This is a genomic window from Saccharopolyspora endophytica, assembly GCF_018070075.1.
Classification (GTDB): Bacteria; Actinomycetota; Actinomycetes; order Mycobacteriales; family Pseudonocardiaceae; genus Saccharopolyspora; species Saccharopolyspora endophytica.
The window spans coordinates 170,474-188,483 of sequence record NZ_JAGPXE010000004.1 but is presented as its reverse complement, the minus strand read 5'-3'; the positions used below and the strand labels follow the sequence as shown (position 1 = coordinate 188,483).

18 protein-coding genes are annotated in these 18,010 nt (G+C 69.3%); 9 read left to right on the top strand and 9 right to left on the bottom strand.

Annotated elements, in window-relative coordinates; genetic code table 11:
• Positions 1 to 280: 280 nt before the first annotated feature.
• The gene (locus KBO27_RS11445; protein WP_210969972.1) at positions 281 to 1,213 is read right to left on the bottom strand and encodes an endonuclease/exonuclease/phosphatase family protein; all 933 of its coding nucleotides are present in this window, start codon (positions 1,211 to 1,213) and stop codon (positions 281 to 283) included.
• A gap of 389 nt (positions 1,214 to 1,602) precedes the next feature.
• Between KBO27_RS11445 and KBO27_RS11440 the strand changes: the two genes are divergently transcribed.
• Positions 1,603 to 2,817: a S8 family peptidase gene (locus KBO27_RS11440; RefSeq protein WP_210969971.1), complete on the top strand. Its 1,215-nt coding sequence runs from the start codon at positions 1,603 to 1,605 to the stop codon at positions 2,815 to 2,817.
• A gap of 78 nt (positions 2,818 to 2,895) precedes the next feature.
• On the opposite strand, the gene KBO27_RS11435 is transcribed toward KBO27_RS11440, so the two are convergent.
• Positions 2,896 to 3,804, bottom strand: coding sequence for a hydroxymethylglutaryl-CoA lyase (locus KBO27_RS11435; protein WP_307870359.1), 909 nt, complete (start codon positions 3,802 to 3,804; stop codon positions 2,896 to 2,898).
• Between the two features lie 126 nt (positions 3,805 to 3,930).
• Here KBO27_RS11435 and KBO27_RS11430 point away from each other — a divergent pair, with 126 nt between their 5' ends.
• The 5 genes from KBO27_RS11430 to KBO27_RS11410 all read left to right on the top strand — a co-directional run bounded on the left by KBO27_RS11430 (position 3,931) and on the right by KBO27_RS11410 (position 8,353).
• A complete protein-coding gene (locus tag KBO27_RS11430) occupies positions 3,931 to 4,590 on the top strand; it encodes a GntR family transcriptional regulator (protein ID WP_210969970.1) in 660 nt (219 codons plus the stop codon).
• On the top strand, positions 4,587 to 5,792 hold the full coding sequence (locus KBO27_RS11425) for a CaiB/BaiF CoA transferase family protein (RefSeq protein ID WP_210969969.1): 1,206 nt from the start codon (positions 4,587 to 4,589) through the stop codon (positions 5,790 to 5,792). The genes KBO27_RS11430 and KBO27_RS11425 overlap by 4 nt, the downstream gene beginning before the upstream one ends.
• A 141-nt stretch (positions 5,793 to 5,933) precedes the next feature.
• Positions 5,934 to 6,197 carry a hypothetical protein gene (locus KBO27_RS11420; protein WP_210969968.1) on the top strand — a complete coding sequence of 88 codons (264 nt, stop codon included), beginning with the start codon at positions 5,934 to 5,936 and terminating at the stop codon, positions 6,195 to 6,197.
• The gene (locus KBO27_RS11415) at positions 6,194 to 7,708 is read left to right on the top strand and encodes a sodium:solute symporter family protein (RefSeq protein ID WP_210969967.1); all 1,515 of its coding nucleotides are present in this window, start codon (positions 6,194 to 6,196) and stop codon (positions 7,706 to 7,708) included. The genes KBO27_RS11420 and KBO27_RS11415 overlap by 4 nt, the downstream gene beginning before the upstream one ends.
• A gap of 102 nt (positions 7,709 to 7,810) precedes the next feature.
• Complete coding sequence (locus KBO27_RS11410) at positions 7,811 to 8,353, top strand: AAA family ATPase (RefSeq protein ID WP_210969966.1); 543 nt, start codon at positions 7,811 to 7,813, stop codon at positions 8,351 to 8,353.
• A gap of 60 nt (positions 8,354 to 8,413) precedes the next feature.
• Here KBO27_RS11410 and KBO27_RS11405 read toward each other — a convergent pair whose 3' ends face one another.
• The gene (locus KBO27_RS11405; protein ID WP_210969965.1) at positions 8,414 to 9,304 is read right to left on the bottom strand and encodes a poly(ethylene terephthalate) hydrolase family protein; all 891 of its coding nucleotides are present in this window, start codon (positions 9,302 to 9,304) and stop codon (positions 8,414 to 8,416) included.
• Positions 9,305 to 9,488: 184 nt separating this feature from the next.
• On the opposite strand from KBO27_RS11405, the gene KBO27_RS11400 reads away from it, so the two are divergent.
• Together KBO27_RS11400 and KBO27_RS11395 are read left to right on the top strand one after the other, a co-directional pair.
• Positions 9,489 to 10,076: a TetR/AcrR family transcriptional regulator gene (locus tag KBO27_RS11400; RefSeq protein WP_210969964.1), complete on the top strand. Its 588-nt coding sequence runs from the start codon at positions 9,489 to 9,491 to the stop codon at positions 10,074 to 10,076.
• 84 nt (positions 10,077 to 10,160) lie between these two features.
• Complete coding sequence (locus tag KBO27_RS11395) at positions 10,161 to 11,597, top strand: M20/M25/M40 family metallo-hydrolase (RefSeq protein ID WP_210969963.1); 1,437 nt, start codon at positions 10,161 to 10,163, stop codon at positions 11,595 to 11,597.
• A 73-nt stretch (positions 11,598 to 11,670) separates the two neighbouring features.
• Here KBO27_RS11395 and KBO27_RS11390 read toward each other — a convergent pair whose 3' ends face one another.
• From KBO27_RS11390 to KBO27_RS11370, 5 genes are all read right to left on the bottom strand, one after another.
• Positions 11,671 to 12,495, bottom strand: a complete 825-nt coding sequence (locus KBO27_RS11390; protein WP_210969962.1) for an SAM-dependent methyltransferase — start codon at positions 12,493 to 12,495, stop codon at positions 11,671 to 11,673.
• Between the two features lie 74 nt (positions 12,496 to 12,569).
• The gene (locus KBO27_RS11385; protein WP_210970331.1) at positions 12,570 to 14,081 is read right to left on the bottom strand and encodes a SulP family inorganic anion transporter; all 1,512 of its coding nucleotides are present in this window, start codon (positions 14,079 to 14,081) and stop codon (positions 12,570 to 12,572) included.
• 121 nt (positions 14,082 to 14,202) lie between these two features.
• Positions 14,203 to 14,568 carry a MerR family transcriptional regulator gene (locus KBO27_RS11380; RefSeq protein ID WP_210970330.1) on the bottom strand — a complete coding sequence of 122 codons (366 nt, stop codon included), beginning with the start codon at positions 14,566 to 14,568 and terminating at the stop codon, positions 14,203 to 14,205.
• Positions 14,569 to 14,663: 95 nt separating this feature from the next.
• Positions 14,664 to 15,842, bottom strand: a complete 1,179-nt coding sequence (locus tag KBO27_RS11375; RefSeq protein WP_210969961.1) for an SPFH domain-containing protein — start codon at positions 15,840 to 15,842, stop codon at positions 14,664 to 14,666.
• Between the two features lie 10 nt (positions 15,843 to 15,852).
• Positions 15,853 to 16,281: an NfeD family protein gene (locus KBO27_RS11370; protein WP_307870356.1), complete on the bottom strand. Its 429-nt coding sequence runs from the start codon at positions 16,279 to 16,281 to the stop codon at positions 15,853 to 15,855.
• Positions 16,282 to 16,394: 113 nt separating this feature from the next.
• Here KBO27_RS11370 and KBO27_RS11365 point away from each other — a divergent pair, with 113 nt between their 5' ends.
• Complete coding sequence (locus tag KBO27_RS11365) at positions 16,395 to 16,682, top strand: DUF3040 domain-containing protein (RefSeq protein ID WP_210969960.1); 288 nt, start codon at positions 16,395 to 16,397, stop codon at positions 16,680 to 16,682.
• Between the two features lie 5 nt (positions 16,683 to 16,687).
• Here KBO27_RS11365 and KBO27_RS11360 read toward each other — a convergent pair whose 3' ends face one another.
• The gene (locus KBO27_RS11360) at positions 16,688 to 17,809 is read right to left on the bottom strand and encodes an aromatic ring-hydroxylating oxygenase subunit alpha (RefSeq protein WP_210969959.1); all 1,122 of its coding nucleotides are present in this window, start codon (positions 17,807 to 17,809) and stop codon (positions 16,688 to 16,690) included.
• Positions 17,810 to 18,010: the final 201 nt, after the last annotated feature.

The following is an 18,010-nucleotide window of genomic DNA, read 5'->3' as shown; positions in this document are numbered from 1 at the left end:
GGGTCGCGTCGCGGCGATCGTTCGTGGTCATGCCGCTGATCTTCTCGCGTCCGGCCTCGGCCGATGTCGCGCACCACCTCATGGGGTCCGGCAGTGGTGAACTTCGGTGACCGTGGCCGCACGTCGCCCGGGAGCGAAAGGCCTGTCCGCGAGGTTTCGGGGAGGGTCTCATCGCGGCTGCGGGCGGTTGTGGTCCGAACTGATCAGGCAAGAGGACCATTGATCATGGTCGGTACCCAACCGCCCGCATGCCGCGCCCCGGCTGGTGGCGCCGTGCGGCTCAGAAGCGGGTGATCACCGGCCGGTGGTCGGAGGCCGGTTCGTTGCGCCGCTGCCGCGGCTGGTCGGTGACCGACGTCGCCGCGGTGTCGATCGTGGTGGCTTCGGCGATGCGGCCGACGAGCCGGTGGCTGACCAGGATGTGGTCGATGAGCTCCGGGCGGCCGTTGTAGGTCCGGGAGTGCCGCTTGTCGGCGGGGATCAGGCCGGCCAGGTTCCACAGCCGCGCTCCGTCGCCCTGGTCGGGGCGGTCGAACCCGGGCGTGCCGATCTCGGATCCGGGCGGCCCGTGCAGCAGCGTCGTGGTCGCGGCGTCGGGGGTGTCGTTGAGGTCGCCGAGGACCACCACGGCCCGCTCCTGACCGCGGCCTTCGAGCAGCTGGGTGGCGTGGACGCGGACGGTGGCGGCCTCGGCGGCCCGCCGGTCGAGCGCGTAGACCGCGTAGCGGGCGCGTTCGTCCTCGTCGCGCGGGTTGAACCGGCCGCCCGGGTAGGTCAGCAGCTTCGACTTGAGGTGGCAGGTCAGCAGGGTGAGGTGCTGTCCGTCGATCTCGACGCCGGCCTGCAGCACGGGACGGCTCATCTGCCGGACGGTCTCGCCGTCGTCGGTGGTCTGCACGGGCTGGAGCTGTTCGGGGAAGTCGGTGACCTGCGCGAGGTCGGTCAGCGGGTGCCGGGAGCAGAAGCCGACGCGGATGCCGCGACCGTCGGGCTCGGCGAGCTCGGTGTGCCACCGGCCTTCGAGCTTGCCGATCAGGTCCGCGAGTGCCTCGGGGTCACCGACCTCCTGCACGGCCAGCACGTCCGGCGCGATCGAGGTGATGGTCGCGGCCAGCGAGTCCAGCTTGGCCTGGTACTCCTGGGCGGAGTCGGGTCCGCCGTCGCTGCCCGGGCGGAACAGGTTCTCCAGATTCCACGTGCCTAACGTGACCACGACGCCCTCCTCGCGCAGGAATTCTCCGGACTCGAAGAGCGTCGCCAGGTCGCTGCGCCGCGCGCAATACCCGCGGGGTCGCGTTCTCCGGCCCTTCACCTGAGATCTTCCCCCGCGTGATGCGAAGTCGACTTCCTCCGAAAACCACGTATCGGAAGGAGATCATCCGGTTGTTCGGCCGAACATTATTGCCGAATCGTAAGAAGCGGAGGGGTGGGTGTCGAAATAACAACTCCGACAACGATTTTGAGTGATCGAGATCTGGACATGCGTCAACTCGCATGTCATGGTCTTCAGCCATGCTCGTACCGACTGGGCGGTCTGCCGTCGTGAGTTGATGTCGCACGTCGTCGTGGTCGGCGAGAGGTCGGATCAACGGAGGGGTTTCGATGCGAAGACGAACCACGGCGATCCTGCTGGCCTGCGCTTTAGCGGGTGCGACGGGGCTGACCGCGCAGGCCGCGCCCGCGCCCGAGGGCGACTACATCGTGGTGCTCAAGGACGGCACCGACGCGAAGGCCAAGGCGAACAAGCACTCCCAGGACAACGGCGCCAAGGTCGGGCACCTCTACCAGTCGGCGCTGAAGGGCTACTCCGGCCGGATGAGCGAGCAGTCGCGCGACCGCATCGCGGCCGATCCCGACGTGGCCTGGGTGGAGCCGGTCCGCCAGGTGCGCAGCACCGCTCAGTCGCTGCCCACCGGCGTCGACCGCGCCAACGCCGACGCCAGCCCGACCGCCGGGATCGACGGCACCGACCAGCGCACCGACGTCGACGTCGCGGTCATCGACACCGGCGTGGACAGCGACCACCCCGACCTCAACGTGGTGGGCGGCAAGAACTGCACGCTGCCGATACTGCCTCCGGAGGACGGCCACGGTCACGGCACGCACGTCGCGGGCACGATCGGCGCGCTCGACAACGGTGACGGCGTCGTCGGCGTCGCGCCGGGCGCGCGGATCTGGCCGGTCAAGGTCCTCAACGACGCGGGCGTCGGCACCACGGCCGACGTCGTCTGCGGCATCGACTACGTCGCGGCCAACGCCGGGCAGATCGACGTGGCCAACATGAGCCTCGGCGGCGAGGGCACCGACGACGGGCAGTGCGGCCGCAGCAGCGGCGATTCCGAGCACCAGGCGATCTGCCGCGCGGTCTCGGCCGGCGTCACCTTCGCGGTCGCCGCGGGCAACGACGCCGCCGACGCCAAGGACAGCGTCCCGGCCGCCTACGACGAGGTCATCACCGTCAGCGCGCTGGCCGACTTCAACGGCCGACCGGGCGGCGGCGCTCCGGCGACCTGCCGGGACGACGAGGACGACACCTTCGCCGACTTCTCCAACTTCGGCGCCGACGTCGACCTGATCGCACCGGGCGTGTGCATCAACTCCACCTGGCCCAACGGCACCTACAACACGATCTCCGGGACCTCCATGGCCGCACCGCACGTGGCGGGAGGCGCCGCCCTCCACAAGGCGACCAACCCGACCGCGTCCCCGGAGCAGGTCAAGAACGCCTTGAGGGCAGCGGGAACGAAGGACTGGACCTGGCCGTCGCAAGACCCCGACGGAACCCAGGAACCCCTCCTCGACGTCTCCGGCTTCTAGACCGGGCCAGAAGCGCCGAGCATCCCGATGCGGGGTGCTCGGCGCTCTCACGCGGACGGTTCGGATGAGGTCTGCTGGTCACCGCTGCGGGAACGGGCCTGCCCTGCCGAGCAGCGCGGGAACCTCCTTGCCCAGCCGCTCGCCGATCCACGTTCCCGTGCGCGACAGTCCTTCCAGGTCGAGACCGGTGCGCACCCCCATGCCGGTCAACAGGTGTTCGAGGTCCTCGGTGGCGATGTTGCCGGTGGCGTCGGGAGCGAAGGGGCAACCACCGATCCCGCCCACGCTGGCGTCCAACGTGGACACACCGGCTGTCGCGGCGGCGAAGGCGTTGGCGTAGCCGGTGTTCCGTGTGTTGTGGAAGTGGCAGCGCAGGCGGGCGCCGGTCGTCTCGCGGATCCTGCCGACCAGCTCGCCGACCTGGGTGGGCACGCCCGCGCCGATGGTGTCGGCCAGGGCGAGTTCGAACGGGCCCGCCTCGGCGATGCGGCGCGCCAGCTCGACAACGTGATCGCTGCTCACCGGCCCCTCGAACGGGCAGCCGAACGCCACGGCGATCGTGGCCACCGGGCGCACCCCGACGGCGTGGGCGCGCGCGGCGATGTCCTCCCAGGTGCGCAGGCCTTCCTCGGTGGTGACGCCCTGATTCCGCTCGCTGAACTCGTCGGTGGCCACGACCACGACGTTGACCTCCGTCAACCCGGTGTCCAGCGCGCGGTCGAAACCGCGCCGGTTGAGCACCAGGCCCGAGTAGAAGACGTCGTCGCGCCGCGGGACGGCGGCCATCACCGCCTCGGCGTCGGCCATCTGCGGCACGAGCCGCGGATGCACGAAGGAGACGGCCTCGATCCGGCGCGCACCCGCTGCGATCGCCCGCTCGATGAGCTCCACCTTCGTCGCCGTGGGCAGCAAGGTGCTCTCGTTCTGCAGGCCGTCGCGCGGCCCGACCTCCACGATCTCGATGCTGGACGGCAGCCTTGCGGTCACGATCGCCTCCTTTTGTGCACAATCTGCGTGCGAAGCAATGCTGCGTTTTCCATCAACCTGGCGCAAGGTCTGTTCAGGCCCAGATCTGATTGCTAGGTTGTGCACAATTTCGAAGGGAAGTGGGACGTGTCACAAGCTGCCGCGCGGGCCTACCGGGCACTTCGCGAGGACATCCTCACCGGAATGCGCCCGGCCGGAACCCGGCTGCGCGAGGAACAGCTCGCCGAGGACTACGGCCTGAGCCGCACCCCGGTGCGCGAGGCGATCCGCCGATTGCAGGCCGATGGCCTGGTGCAGGTGGTGCCCAACCGCGGTGCCGAGGTCGTCTCGCTCAGCGCGGAGGACTTCGAGGAGATCTTCGGGCTGCGCAGCGTTCTGGAGAGCTACGCCGCCCGCAACGCCGCCCTGCGCGGCAACGCCGACGTCGCAGCGCTGCGCGAGCTCTGCGATGCCATGGAGCGGCAGCTGGAGCGCCTCGACGACGACGGGGCGCACGACGAGATCACCCGGCTGAACATGCAGTTCCACCAGGCCATCCACCAGGCGGGCGGACGGCGGCTGCTGCCGGAGCTGCTGTCGCGGGTGATCGAGGTGCCGCTGGTGCGCCGCACGTTCCACCGGTACACGACCGCCGAGCTCCACCGCAGCTTCACCCAGCACCGCGAGCTGACCGAGGCCATCGAGGCAGGTGACGGCGACTGGGCGCACTCCGTCATGCAGTCGCACGTGCTGGCCGCTCGGGCGACGCTGCTGCGCCCGGAAGAGGAAGAGGAGGAAACCCGGTGACGGCAACGAGGAGCGGTCCGCTGTCGGACGTCCGCGTCATCGAGGCGGGAACGCTCATCGCGGGCCCGTTCTGCGGCCAGCTGCTGGCCGACTTCGGAGCCGAGGTCATCAAGGTCGAGGACCCCGGCGCGGGTGACCCGATGCGGCAGTGGGGGCAGGTCAAGCACGAGGGGAAGTCCCTGTCCTGGCCGGTGATCGCCCGCAACAAGAAGTCGGTGACCGCCAACCTGCGCACCGCGGAGGGGCAGCGGATCCTGCGCGAACTCGTGGCCGGTGCCGATGTCTTCGTGGAGAACTTCCGGCCGGGCACGCTGGAGCGCTGGGGCCTGAGCTACGACGAGCTGCAGGAGATCAACCCGCGGCTGGTGCTGGTCCGCGTCACCGGCTACGGCCAGGACGGCCCGTACGCCTCTCGCGCCGGGTTCGGCGCCATCGGCGAGGCCATGGGAGGCATGCGGCACGTGACCGGTGAGCCGGACCGCCCGCCGAGCCGCGTCGGCGTGAGCGTCGGCGACTCGCTGGCGGCGACGTTCTCGGCGCTGGGCGCGGTCATGGCGTTGCACGCGCGCAACCGCACTGGGCGGGGCCAGGTCGTCGACACCGCGATCTACGAGGCGGTCCTGGCGTTCATGGAGTCGATGCTGCCGGAGTGGGAAATCGCCGGCTACCAGCGGGAACGCACCGGTTCGGTGCTGCCGCGCATCGCCCCCAGCAACGCCTACCCGACCGCCGACGGCGCCGAGATCATCATCGGTGCGAACCGGGACACCGTGTTCGCGCGGCTGTGCGAGCTGATGGGCGAACCGGAACTGGCCACCGGCGAGCGCTACGGCACCCATGACGCGCGGGGCGAGAACCAGGTGGAGCTCGACGAGCTCATCGCCGCCTGGACTCGCGGGTTCGACGCCGCGGACGTGCTCGACAAGCTGCACGAAGCGGGGGTTCCGGCCGGTCGGGTGTACACCGCGGCGGACATGACGGCCGATCCGCACTTCGCGGCGCGGCAGGCCATCGTCCGGCTGATGCACCCCGAGCTGGGGGAGTTCCCGATGCAGAACGTCGTGCCGCGCCTGTCCGACACGCCGGGTGAGGTCCGCTCGCTCGGCCCGGAGCTCGGCGAGCACAACGCCGAGATCTACGGCCAACTACTCGGCGCGGACGAGGAGCAACTCGCGCGCTGGCGTTCCGACAACGTCATCTGACCCACGATTTCAAGGGAAACCAGGGACCGGATCTCAACGGAAATCGGGGATCCGATTTCCGTTGAAATCGTGGGCACCGTGTGGCCAGGTGTGCCATCCTGCGCGAAAAAGAGTACGAGACAGAACGATTCGGAGTCCATGATGGATCAACGAAGATCTCAGGACCGCCCCAGGTACGAACCGATCCGCCTCCGCTCGTTGTGGGTGGGCATGGCGGTGATCGTGCTGTTCGGAGTCCCGTTCTACCTGCCGCCCGGCACCACGCACCCGATGGTGCTCGGAGTTCCCTACTGGATGGCGATCTCGGTGGTCTCCACGCTGCTGTTCGCCGCGCTGACCAGTTGGATCTGCCTGCGCCGCTGGAACATCGACGAGCCCGAAGAAGAAGCCGGAGGTGGGGCGTGAACGGCCTGAGCTTCGCCGGTCTCAGCGGAATCCTGGTGCTGGCCGCCTACGCGATCATCATGCTGGTCATCGGCTACTTCGCCGGACGCGGCCAGCCCGAGGGGGAGCAGAAGACCTCCCGCGGCTACTACCTCGGCGGATCCGGACTCGGTTTCGTCGCCCTGTTCTTCACCCTCTACGCTTCGCAGTACAGCGGTAACTCGATCGTCGGCTACGCGCCCGAGGCCTACCGCTCCGGCTTCACCTGGTGGCAGTCGGTCCCGTTCATGATCGCGGTGATCGCCGCTTACCTGCTGTTCGCGCCCCGGCTCTACGCCATCGCCAAGCGCGAGAAGTTCGTGACCCCCACCGACTGGGTGCGCCACCGCTTCCGCTCCACGCCGGTGTCGCTGCTGGTCACGGTGCTCATGCTGTGGGGTCTGGCGAACTACCTGCTGGAGCAGCTGGTGGCGATGGGCCAGGGCATCTCCGGGCTCACCGGCAACACCGTCCCGTACCAGATCGGCGTGATCGCCTTCGTCGTCGTCATGCTCGTCTACTCGTGGTCGGGCGGTATGCGCGCGGTCGCGCTCACCGATGTCATGCAGGGCATCGCGCTGCTGGTGGGCGTGGCGGTGCTGCTGATCGGCGCGCTGTCCCTGGTCGGCGGCGACCTGGGCGCGGTGACGCAGTACCTGGCCGACAACGAGCCCGAGAAGCTCGGTGTGCCCAGCAGCGAGGACTCGGTGAACTGGCTGTCGATGATCATCATGATCGGCATCGGTGCGGCGGTCTACCCGCACGCCATCCAGCGCATCTACGCGGCCCGCAGCGAACGCACCCTCAAGCGGTCGCTGGCGATCATGGCGTGGATGCCGCTGGCCACCACCGGCGTCGTGTTCGTGGTCGGCATCATCGGGATCCGGATGTTCCCGGGACTGTCGGAGGACGACTCGGAGCAGCTGGTCGGGCTGATCGCCAACGAGGTCGCGGGCATCAACCTGTTCTTCTACGCGCTGATGATCGTGCTCTTCGGCGGAGTGGTGGCCGCGATCGTGTCCACTGCGGACTCCGCGCTGCTGAGCTTCTCCTCGGTGATCTCGCGAGACCTCTACGGCCGCTACATCGCGCCGAACTCCTCCGAGCGCAAGCAGGTCCTGGTCGGCAAGCTCGCCGGCGTGGTCGCGATCGCCTTGCTGCTGGTGCTCGCCTGGAACCCGCCGACCACGCTGTACAACATCTTCGTGCTCAAGTTCGAGCTCATCGTCCAGATCGCCCCGGCGTTCATCCTGGGCCTCTACTGGCGCAGGCTCTCCGCGGGACCGCTGTTCTGGGGGATGCTCGCGGGCGCACTGGTCTCCGGCGCCTGGACGGTCTTCGACATCGACAAGTTCCACGGCATCCCGGCAGGCTTGCTCGGCCTGGGTCTCAACCTCGCCATCTGCGTCGTGGGTTCGCTGCTGGTGCCCCTCCGGGAGACACCGAACACCGACCCCCTACCAGCGAGAACCACCCAGCCGAACGCAACCTGATCCCGCGGCGCCGGCTCCCGCGAACGCGTCTCCCCGGGAGCGCGGGGTGTAGGTTTCGGACGAAATGCACGCCCTCGTGCTTGGGGTGGTCGCGTGGTTCGGATGGTGCACTTGAACGGGCCTCCGGGGATCGGGAAGTCGACGTTGGCCCGGCGGTACGTCGACGAGCACGCGGGGGTGCTCAACCTCGACGTGGACGTGCTGCGCGGTTTGATCGGCGGATGGCGGGAGCACTTCGCCGAGGTCGGGGAGATCGTTCGGCCGTTGGCCCTGCGGATGGCGGCGGAACACCTGCGAGGAGGGCGGGACGTGGTCTTCCCGCAGTACCTGGCCAGGACGGCGGAGATCGAGCGGTTCGAGGCCGTGGCTCGGGACAGCGGCGCCGAGTTCGTCGAGGTCATGGTGCTGGACACGCGGCGGCGCTCCGTGGAGCGGTTCGCCCGGCGCGGTGGTGGCGGTGACCCGGACTGGCACGAGCAGGTCAAGAGGATCGTGGCGCGCGAAGGCGGGGCCGAATTCCTCGCCCGGGCCTACGACCAGCTCGCGGAGGTCGTGCGGAGCCGGCCGGCGGTGACGGTCCTGAGCAGCGAAGAAGGGGTCGTCGAGCGGACTTACGACGCGCTGCTCTCGGTCCTGTCCAGATGAACAGCACCGCGGCGCCGGACCCCCCGTTCCGGCGCCGCGATGGTCACCTGTCCACCCGGGTCAGTACGGGCAGGTCGACTGGTAGTCCGAGATCGCCGGGTCGCCCTCCGGGGGCGGGCACAGGAACTGGTCGTAGCGGGTGTCGTCGTCGAGGAACCGCTTGAGCCAGGAGATGCCGAACTTGGCGATCGTGGTGTTGTCCCGGTTGGGCGCGAAGTGGCTGGCGCCGGCCAGTTCCAGGTATGCCTTGCCCGGGTCGTCGGGCAGGCTCTCGTAGAACGGCTTGGAGTGCTGGGAAACCGGCGCGACCGTGTCGTTCTGCGCGCCGATGACCAGCGTCGGCGCGCCCACCCCGGAGAAGTCCTTGGTGGTGTGCCACGGGGTCAGCGGGACGACGGCCTTGAGCGCCGGGTTGTCCAGCGCGGCCTTCAGCGAACCGCCGCCGCCCATCGAGTGGCCCATCACGCCGAGCCGAGCCGGGTCGATGAGGTCCTTCACGCTGCTGTCGTTGGTGAGGTAGTCCAGCGACGCCTGCAGCTGCCGTGCGCGGGAGTCGGGCTGGTCGGAGGTGGAGTTGGTGTCGATCGTGAACACCACGAAGCCCTGCGAGGCGAGCCTCGGGCCGAGCCACGCGATGGAGTCCTGCGTCCCGGTGTAGCCGGGGGAGATCGACACCGCGGAGAACAGCCCGTCGGTGGTGTCGGTCGGGTAGTAGATCGTCCCGCCGCCGAAACCGGTGACGCTCAAGCGCGACACGGATTCCTCGTCGACCTCGAACGGTCCGCGCGGGGCGGTGATGCTCTCCTCGGTCGGGTCGGGACCGTGCACGTCGGCGGGTTCGGCCGCCTGGGCCAGCGTGACGCTGCCGCCGACCAGCCCGAGCACGGCCGTGGAGACGACCAGTAATCGCCGGAATCGGGAGAGGGGGCCGGTGGAACGTTTCAATTCCATGTATTCGTCCTCTTGGGGAGGCGCCCTTCGAGCGGGCGCACCGGATGGGTCCTCGCGAAGTTCCTCGGGTCGCACGACCGTCGAAACGCGTTCGGCGCACGAGCAAGCGTTCCAGAACGCGATCGACTTTAAAGTAGCTCTACCAATTGGTCAATCAATCTCTCGGACCAGCTACTCTGGCGTCATGGAACGGGTCGACGGACGGAAGCTGCGCTTCCAGCACCGCCGCGGCGAGGTGCTCGCCGCCGCGACGGAACACGCCCTGGAGAAGGGGCTCGACGACCTGTCGTTGCGCAAGGTCGCCGAGTCGGTCGGGGTCAGCCACGCGACGCTGGTCCACCACTTCGCGTCGAAGGACCGGCTCGTCGCCGAGATCGTCGACCGGGTGCTGGCCGAAACGCTGTCGTTGCCCGACATGCCGCGCGACGACCCCGATCCGCTGCGCGCCATCTGGCGCCGGGCCGTCAGCGAGAGCGGTCGCCGGTACGTCCGGCTGTTCGTGGCGATCACCGGCCACGCCATGTACGGCGACCCCGCGCTGACCAAGGCCGTCGCGGACTCGATGCGGCAGCGCAACGACCTCATCGCCGCCGGGCTGGTCCGCTACGGCTGCCCGGAATCGCGGGCGCAGGCCGTGGCGACCTCGCTGATGTCGACCTTGCGCGGTCTGTTCGTCGACCTGCTGGCCACCGGCGACGAGCAGCGCGTGTCAGCCGCTTTCGACGACTTCGCCGCGGACGTCCAGCGGCGCGTCCTCGACGGCTTCAGCTGAACCTCCGCGGGTGCTCCGTTCGGCGGCATCCGGTGACCTCTTCGGCCGCTTCTTCGGGCCCGTGCGGACACGTAGAAACTGTGCATGGGTCTCACATCCGGTGCTGGTCACAGCCGTCGCGCCTTCCTGTCCGCCTCCGCCGGCATCACCGGCGCCGTCGTGCTCACCGGCACCGCCGGGGCCGCCGACCTGCGGCCGGTCGGAGGTGGAGCGCTGCCGCCCGGTGATCCGATCTCGCCGCAGGAGCCCGACGCGCGGTTGCGCGCGCTGCTCGCCCAGGTCGACGAGCGGCGGATCGAGGACGTGGTGCGCCGGCTGGTGAGCTTCGGAACGCGGCACACCCTGTCCAGCCAGGACGACCCGCAGCGCGGCATCGGAGCCGCGCGCGACTGGTTGTTCGCCGAGATGCAGGCCTGCGCGGCCCGTTCCGGCGGGCGGATGACCGTCGAGCTGCAGTCCTACGACCAGGAGCCCGCCAACCGCATCCCGGTCACCACCCGGATCACCAACGTGGTCGCCACCATCCGCGGCACCACCGACCCGGATCGGGTGCACGTGGTCAGCGGGCACTACGACTCCCGCGCCACCGACGTCATGGACGCCGTCAGCGATGCGCCCGGTGCCGACGACGACGCCTCCGGCGTGGCGGTCGTGCTCGAACTGGCGCGGCTGCTGGCCGAGGAGCCGATCGAGTCCACAGTGGTCCTGGCGGCCGTGGCCGCCGAGGAGCAGGGGCTCTACGGCGCGAACCACATGGCCGAGCGCTTCGCCGCCGACGGCGTGGACGTGCGCGCGATGTTCACCGACGACATCGTCGGAGCCAGCCGCGCCGACGACGGCACCTCCGATCCGCGCACCATCCGGTTGTTCGCCGAAGGCGTGCCCACCTCGGAAACCCCCGAGGAGGCCGAGACCCGGCGCTCGGTGGGTGGAGAGAACGATTCACCCTCGCGTCAGCTCTCCCGCTTCGTCACCGACGTCGCCGCCAACTCCGCGACGGGGATGGACGTCCGGGTCATCTACCGCCGAGACCGCTTCCTGCGCGGTGGTGATCACATCCCGTTCCTCGAGAAGGGCTATCCGGCAGCGCGGTTCACCGAGCCGAACGAGGACTTCCGGCACCAGCACCAGGACGTGCGCGAGGAGGGCGGCGTCCGCTACGGGGACCTGCCGGAGTTCTGCGACTTCGGCTACATCGCCCGCGTCGCGAAGGTCAACCTGGCGGCGATCTGGTCGCTGGCGCAGGGGCCGGGCGCGCCCACCGGCGTGGTCGTGCGCACCGCGAACCTGACCAACGACACCGAGCTGGCCTGGGAACGCGGCCCGGAACCGGACCTGGCCGGGTACGAGGTCGTGTGGCGCGAGACGACCGACTCCGACTGGACGCACCGCATCGACGTCGGCGACGTCACGACCGCGGTGATCGACCTGTCGAAGGACAACGTCTTCTTCGGCGTGCGCGCGATCGACGCCGACGGCCACCGCAGCCCGGTGACCTTCCCCCGCCCCCAGCGGGACTAGCCCGGCGTCACCAGGTGGCGGTTCTGGTCCGAACCGTCCGGGCGGGACGGGCCAGGACCGCCCGACGCGGAGGTCAGGGCTTCCTCGCCACGGCTCCGTAGATGAGGTTGGTGATCTCCGACCTCGGCGTGAGCGAGGGGCCTTCGGGCCACCAGTCGACCGTGCGGACCAGGCCGGGGGAGAGGACGTCCAGGCCGTCGAGGAAGGTCAGGACCTCCTCGTTGCTGCGCCACCAGCAGGACGCGACCATCTCGTGCAGCGTGCCCTCGATCGTGCGGGCCATCTCGCGGTAGGACTCCGAGTCCGGCGGCCAGCTGAAGTGCGACATCGCCACGTACGACCCGGGGGCGAGCGCTTCGACGTAGCGCTGCATGACCTCGCGCGGCCGGTGCTCGTCGGAGACGTGGTGCATGGTGCCCGAGTGGATCAGCGCGATCGGGCGCTCGAAGTCCAGGTTCGCGGTGATCACCGGGTCGCCGAGGATCTCGTCGGGGTGGCGCAGGTCGTTGATGGAGAAGTGGGTGTTCTCGTTCTCCGCCAGCATCGCCCGCCCGTAGGCGGCGACCGTCGGGTCGTTGTCGACGTAGACCACGACGGCGTCCGGGTTGTTGGCCTGGGCGACCTGGTGCACGTTCTGCATCGTCGGAAGCCCGCAGCCCAGGTCCAGGAACTGGTCGATGCCGGCGTGCAGCGGCGAGCTGAGGAACCGCGCGGCCCGGATCAGCCAGTACCGGTTCTCCTGGGCGAGCGGGCGGGCCTCGGGCACGATCTCCTCGATGGCCTTGAGGATCGTCCGGTCGACCTCGAAGTTGTCCTTGCCGCCCAGCCAGTGGTCGTAACCGCGGGCGACGCTGGGCGAGGAGGTGTCGATGTCGGTGACGGGACGCTCGTCGTGCATGCAGCCATGATCGCGCGTCGTGATCTCGCTGTCGACGCCCCGGCATCTCACTTGACGAACGTTTCCCCCACGCCTCAGTGGTTTCCGGTGAGCTCTCCGGTGAGGCGGTGGTGCATGGCGGCGCTGGGCTCGTTGAGGCCGACGATGTCGACCTGCTTGCCGCGCGCCTCGTACCTGGTGGTGATGGCGTCGAGGGCGGCGACGGTGGAGGCGTCCCAGATGTGGGCGTCGGTGAGGTCGATGACGACCTCGGCGGGGTCGTTCGCGTAGTCGAACCGGTGGACCAGCTCGTTGCTGGAGGCGAAGAACAGCTCACCGGTGACGTGGTAGACGACCTGGCCGCCGTCGGGGTCGGTGACGGCGGTGACCTCGACGAGGTGGGCGACGCGGCGGGCGAAGATGACCATCGCGGTGATCGATCCGACGACCACGCCGATCGCGAGGTTGTCGGTGGCCACGACCACGGCCACCGTCGCCAGCATCACGATGATCTCGCCCGCCGGCATCCGCTTGAGGGTCTTCGGCGCGATGCTGTGCCAGTCGAAGGTGCCGACGGAGACCAGCACCATCACCGCGACCAGCGCGGCCATCGGGATCTGCGAGACCAGCGGCCCGAAGGCGATGCACAGCACCATCAGGAACGCGCCCGCCAGGAAGGTCGACAACCGCGTGCGGGAGCCGGCCGTCTTCACGTTGATCATGGTCTGGCCGATCATCGCGCAGCCGCCCATGCCGCCGAAGAAGCCGGTGACGATGTTGGCGATGCCCTGCCCGATCGACTCGCGGGTCTTGTTCGATCGCGTGTCGGTGATGTCGTCGACGAGCTTCGCCGTCATCAGCGACTCCATGAGCCCGACCAGCGCGAACGCCAGGGCGTAGGGAGCGATGAGCTCGAGCGTGTCCAGCGTGAGCGGCACGTCCGGGATGCCCGGGATCGGCAGCGAGGACGGCAGCGCCCCCTTGTCGCCGACGGTGGGCACGGCGATGCCCGCGGCGATGGTCACCGCGGTCAGCGCCACGATCGACACCAGCGGTGCCGGGACGACCTTGGTGAGCTTCGGGAACAGCACCATGACGAGCAGCCCGGCCGCGAACAGCGGGTAGACCATCCACGGCACACCGATGAGCTCGGGCACCTGGGCCATGAAGATCATGATGGCCAGCGCGTTGACGAACCCGACCATGACGCTGCGCGGCACGAACCGCATCAGCTTCGCCACGCCCAACGCCCCCAGCGCGACCTGGAACACCCCGCCCAGGATCACGGTGGCGACCAGCACGCCCAACCCGTGCTCGCGCGCCAGCGGGGCCACGACCAGCGCGATCGCACCCGTGGCGGCCGAGATCATCGCGGGTCGTCCGCCGACGATCGAGATGACCACCGCCATGGTGAACGAGGCGAACAGGCCCACGCTCGGATCGACACCGGCGATGATCGAGAACGAGATCGCCTCGGGGATCAGCGCGAGCGCGACGACCAGGCCACCGAGGACCTCGGTGCGGGCGACCTTCGGCGACAGCCAGGCGGGGCGGGACAGCGACAGCTCGGGCACGCGACAACCAGACGTGGTTCGGGCGCCGCGCATCGTCACCGATCGCGGCGGGAGGAGAACAGGGGAGAGGGGCGACGCTGCCCGGCAACTCTTCCCTTACGTTAGATGAGAGTTCCCGGAACTCCCGAATCCGGCAGGCCGGATGAGGCCGGGATCACTCGTGGTCGACGCGCTCGCGCAGCATCGCCGCGAACTTCTCGGCGAGCCGGAGCTTCGTGCGCAGCTTCTGGCAGGACTTCTCGGCGGTGGCGCTGAACTCGGCCAGCCGGAGCTGCGGGTCCTCGACCTCCGCGGACCCCGGGGTCGGGTCGAGGATCGCCAGCAGGTCGCGCATCTCGTCGAGCTGGAAGCCCAGCGGCTTCATGCCCTTGATCAGCTCCAGCCGCTCGACGTCGGGGTCGGTGTAGAGGCGGAACCCGCCCTGGCTGCGCGCGCTGGGCACGACCAGGCCGACCTCCTCGTAGTAGCGGATCGTGCGCAGCGACAGCCCCGTGCGCTCGGCGACCTCGCCGATCTGCATCCGCTCACCCACGCCCGAACCACTCCTCGATCGACATCGCCCGGAACGCGCCCGGATGGCATCACGGTACGCACAGCGGCGCTCCGAAGCCGACGTCAGGTCTGGTCGGACGACGGTTGTTGCGCGATGCCCGGTCGCGGCGCGGGGACCTGCGTGCCGAACTCGCCGGGGGCGGGGACCTCCTTGCGCGCTACGGCTTCGGCCGCGCGGACCGCCTCGGCGACCTCGGGGTTGGTGGAGGTGTCGAACCACGCCTGCACCGCGTCCTCCACGGTCTCGGCCGGGGGAGCGTCCTCGGTCTGCTCCGGCGGTTCGTAGCGGAAGACGCCCTCCTCGTCGGCCTTGCCCAGGCTCCGGGCGAAGCCCTCCAGCGACTTGCCGAACTCGCTGGGCACGACCCACACCTTGTTGGCGTCGCCCTCGGCCATCTTCGGCAGCGTCTGCAGGTACTGGTACGCGAGCAGTTCCGGAGTCGGCTTGGCGCGCTTGACCGCCGCGAAGACCTTCTCGATGGCCTTGGCCTGCCCCTGCGACTTGAGGTACTGGCTCGCGCGGTCGCCCTGGGCGCGCAGGATGCTGGACTGCCGGGCGGCTTCCGCGGTGAGGATGGCGGCCTGCTTCTGGCCTTCCGCGCCCAGGATCGCCGCCTGCTTCTGGCCTTCGGCGGTCTTGATGGCCGATTCGCGGGTTCCCTCGGCGTTGAGGATCATCGCGCGCTTCTCGCGGTCGGCGCGCATCTGCTTCTCCATCGAATCCTGGATGGACGGTGGCGGGTCGATGGCCTTGAGCTCCACGCGCGCGACGCGGATGCCCCACCGGCCCGTCTCCTTGTCCAGCACCCCGCGCAGCTGCGTGTTGATCGCGTCGCGCGAGGTCAGCGTCTCCTCCAGGCTCATGCCACCGACGACGTTGCGCAGCGTCGTGGTGGTGAGCTGCTCGACGCCGGTGATGTAGTTGGAGATCTCGTAGACCGCCGAGCGCGCGTCGGTGACCTGGAAGTAGACGACGGTGTCGATGGACACGGTCAGGTTGTCCTGGGTGATGACCGGCTGCGGGGGGAAGGAGACGACCTGCTCGCGCAGGTCGACGCGGGCGCGGACCCGGTCGAAGAACGGCACCAGCAGGTTGAGCCCCGGCTGCGCGACGGACCGGTAGCGGCCGAGCCGTTCGATCACCGATGCGGTCGCCTGCGGCACCAGCAGCACGGTCTTGGTCGCGAGCACGACGACCAGCAGGATGATGACGGCCAGCACGATCAGTGCGGTCGGGTCCATGGCGGCCTCCTCACAGTTCGCCCGAAACGACGGCGGTCGCTCCGGAGATGTCCATGACCGTCACCGTCTCGCCCGCTCGATGCACCTCGTTCTCGTCCAGCGGACGCGCCGACCAGCTCTGCCCGTCGATCAGCACCAGGCCACCGACGGAGTTCACGGTGGATTCGACGAACGCCTTCTTGCCGATCAGGGCTTCGGTGTTGGTGCGGTACTCGATGCCCCGCATCAGCCGCCGCTTCAGCGCCGGACGCGCGAGCAGGACCAGGCCCAGGCTCAGCGCGGCGAACACCGCGGCGTCGACGGCGAGCGGCGCGCCCAGCGCGGCGGCTCCGGCGGATCCCAGCGCGGCGACGCCGAGCATCAGCAGCACGAGTTCACCCGAGATGACCTCGGCCGCGACCAGCACTACACCGGCGATGAGCCACAACAGCGCGACCACGTCTTCAATATGCCAGAAATGGGCATGATCAGGCGTTTCGCGCACTTCACAGAGGGTGAGCAGGAGGTCTATGTTGATGGTGTGGCACCCTGCGCGTGAGCCGGGGAGATGTGATGTTGAGCCGGTACGAGCGTCGGAGGCTCCAGGAGATCGAGCGGTGGTTCGAGGAGAACGACCCCCGGTTCGCGGAGTCGGTGAAGCACCCACCGCCGGACCGCGCCACCAGTCGTCGGCGGTGGGCGGCGATCGCGGTCGCGCTGCTCGGTGCGCTGGTGTTCCTGACCGGGCTGCTCGCCGCCAGCCCGGGCCTGATCTTCGTCGGCATCAGCCTGGGAGTCGGCGGCATCGCGGTCCGCTACCTCCTGCTGAACGCGCACCGACCTGATCAGCGCGCCCGCTGAGCGGGTCACCCGGCGAGCCGTTCGCGGACCCAGTCGTGGAACTCGGCGATGTGGTGCTCGCTGGGCACGAGCACGCCGCCGGAGGCGTAGGAGCGGGAGCCCATGGCGAGCTGGCAGCGCTCGCAGGCGTCGAAGTCCTGCTGGTTGACCCGGTGGAACAGCTCCACCGACCGCGACAGGTCCTGGCCGGAGGCGACGACGTCCGGCAGGTACAGCCAGTCGCAGTCCACGAGGGTCCGCTCCGCGGTGAGCGGGAACATCCGGTGGATGATCACGTGGTCGGGGACCAGGTTGATGAACACCTGCGGGCGCACGGTGATCGCGTAGTAGCGCCGGTCCTGGTGCTCGGCCACGCCCGGCAGCCGCTGCACGCCGTCACCGCCGTCGACGGTGAAACCCCGCACGTCATCGCCGAACTCGGCTCCGTGCCCGACGTAGTACTGGGCGGCGAACCCGTCGGCGAACTCCGGGAGCACCTCGGTGAGCTCCGGGTGGATCGTGGCGCAGTGGTAGCACTCCATGAAGTTCTCGATGATCTGCTTCCAGTTCGCCTTGACGTCGTAGCGGATCCGCTCGCCGAGTTCGAGCGCGGCGATGTCGTAGGCGTCGAGCTCGCCCGCGTCGCCGAGGCGCTGGGCGACGTCGGCGATCACCGTGTCGTCGAAGGACGGCGGGTCCTCGGCCAGGCAGACCCAGGCGTAGCCGAGCCATTCGCGCAGGTGGACGCGGTTGAGGCCGTACTCCTCGCGGTCGATGTCGGGCATGCCGCCGAGGTTCGGCGCCGCGATCAGCTTGCCGTCCAGGCCGTAGGTCCAGGCGTGGTACGGGCATTGCAGCGACCGCTGCACCTGTCCGGCCTCCTCGGTGCACAACCGGGCGCCCCGGTGCCGGCACACGTTGAGGAAGGCGTTGAGGTTTCCCCTGCGGTCGCGGGCGATGAGCACGCTCTCCCGCCCGACCTGCGCGGTCTGGAAAGCGCCGGGTTCCGCCAGGTCGGCGCTGCGCACCGCGCAGAACCAACCGGTTTCGAAGATCCGCGACTGCTCCAGGGCGAAGATCGACGGATCGGTGTAGTGGTGGCCGGGGAGAGTGGCCAGCAGGCTGTGCGGCAACTCCGCAGCGGTCATCTCGGGGTGCCTTTCGGCTCGTTCCGCAAGGGTGTGAAGTTGTTGCGCGATGAGCACTGCGTTGCTCGATCGACAACACGATGCGGGCGCGGATCGGGCGCTGTCAAGACGTCCGCGCGGGTTACCGCGAGGTAGCCGCCGCCACGTCGGGTTGATCGACGATGTCGTGCGTTAACAGGGAAATCCATCGGAAAATCGACT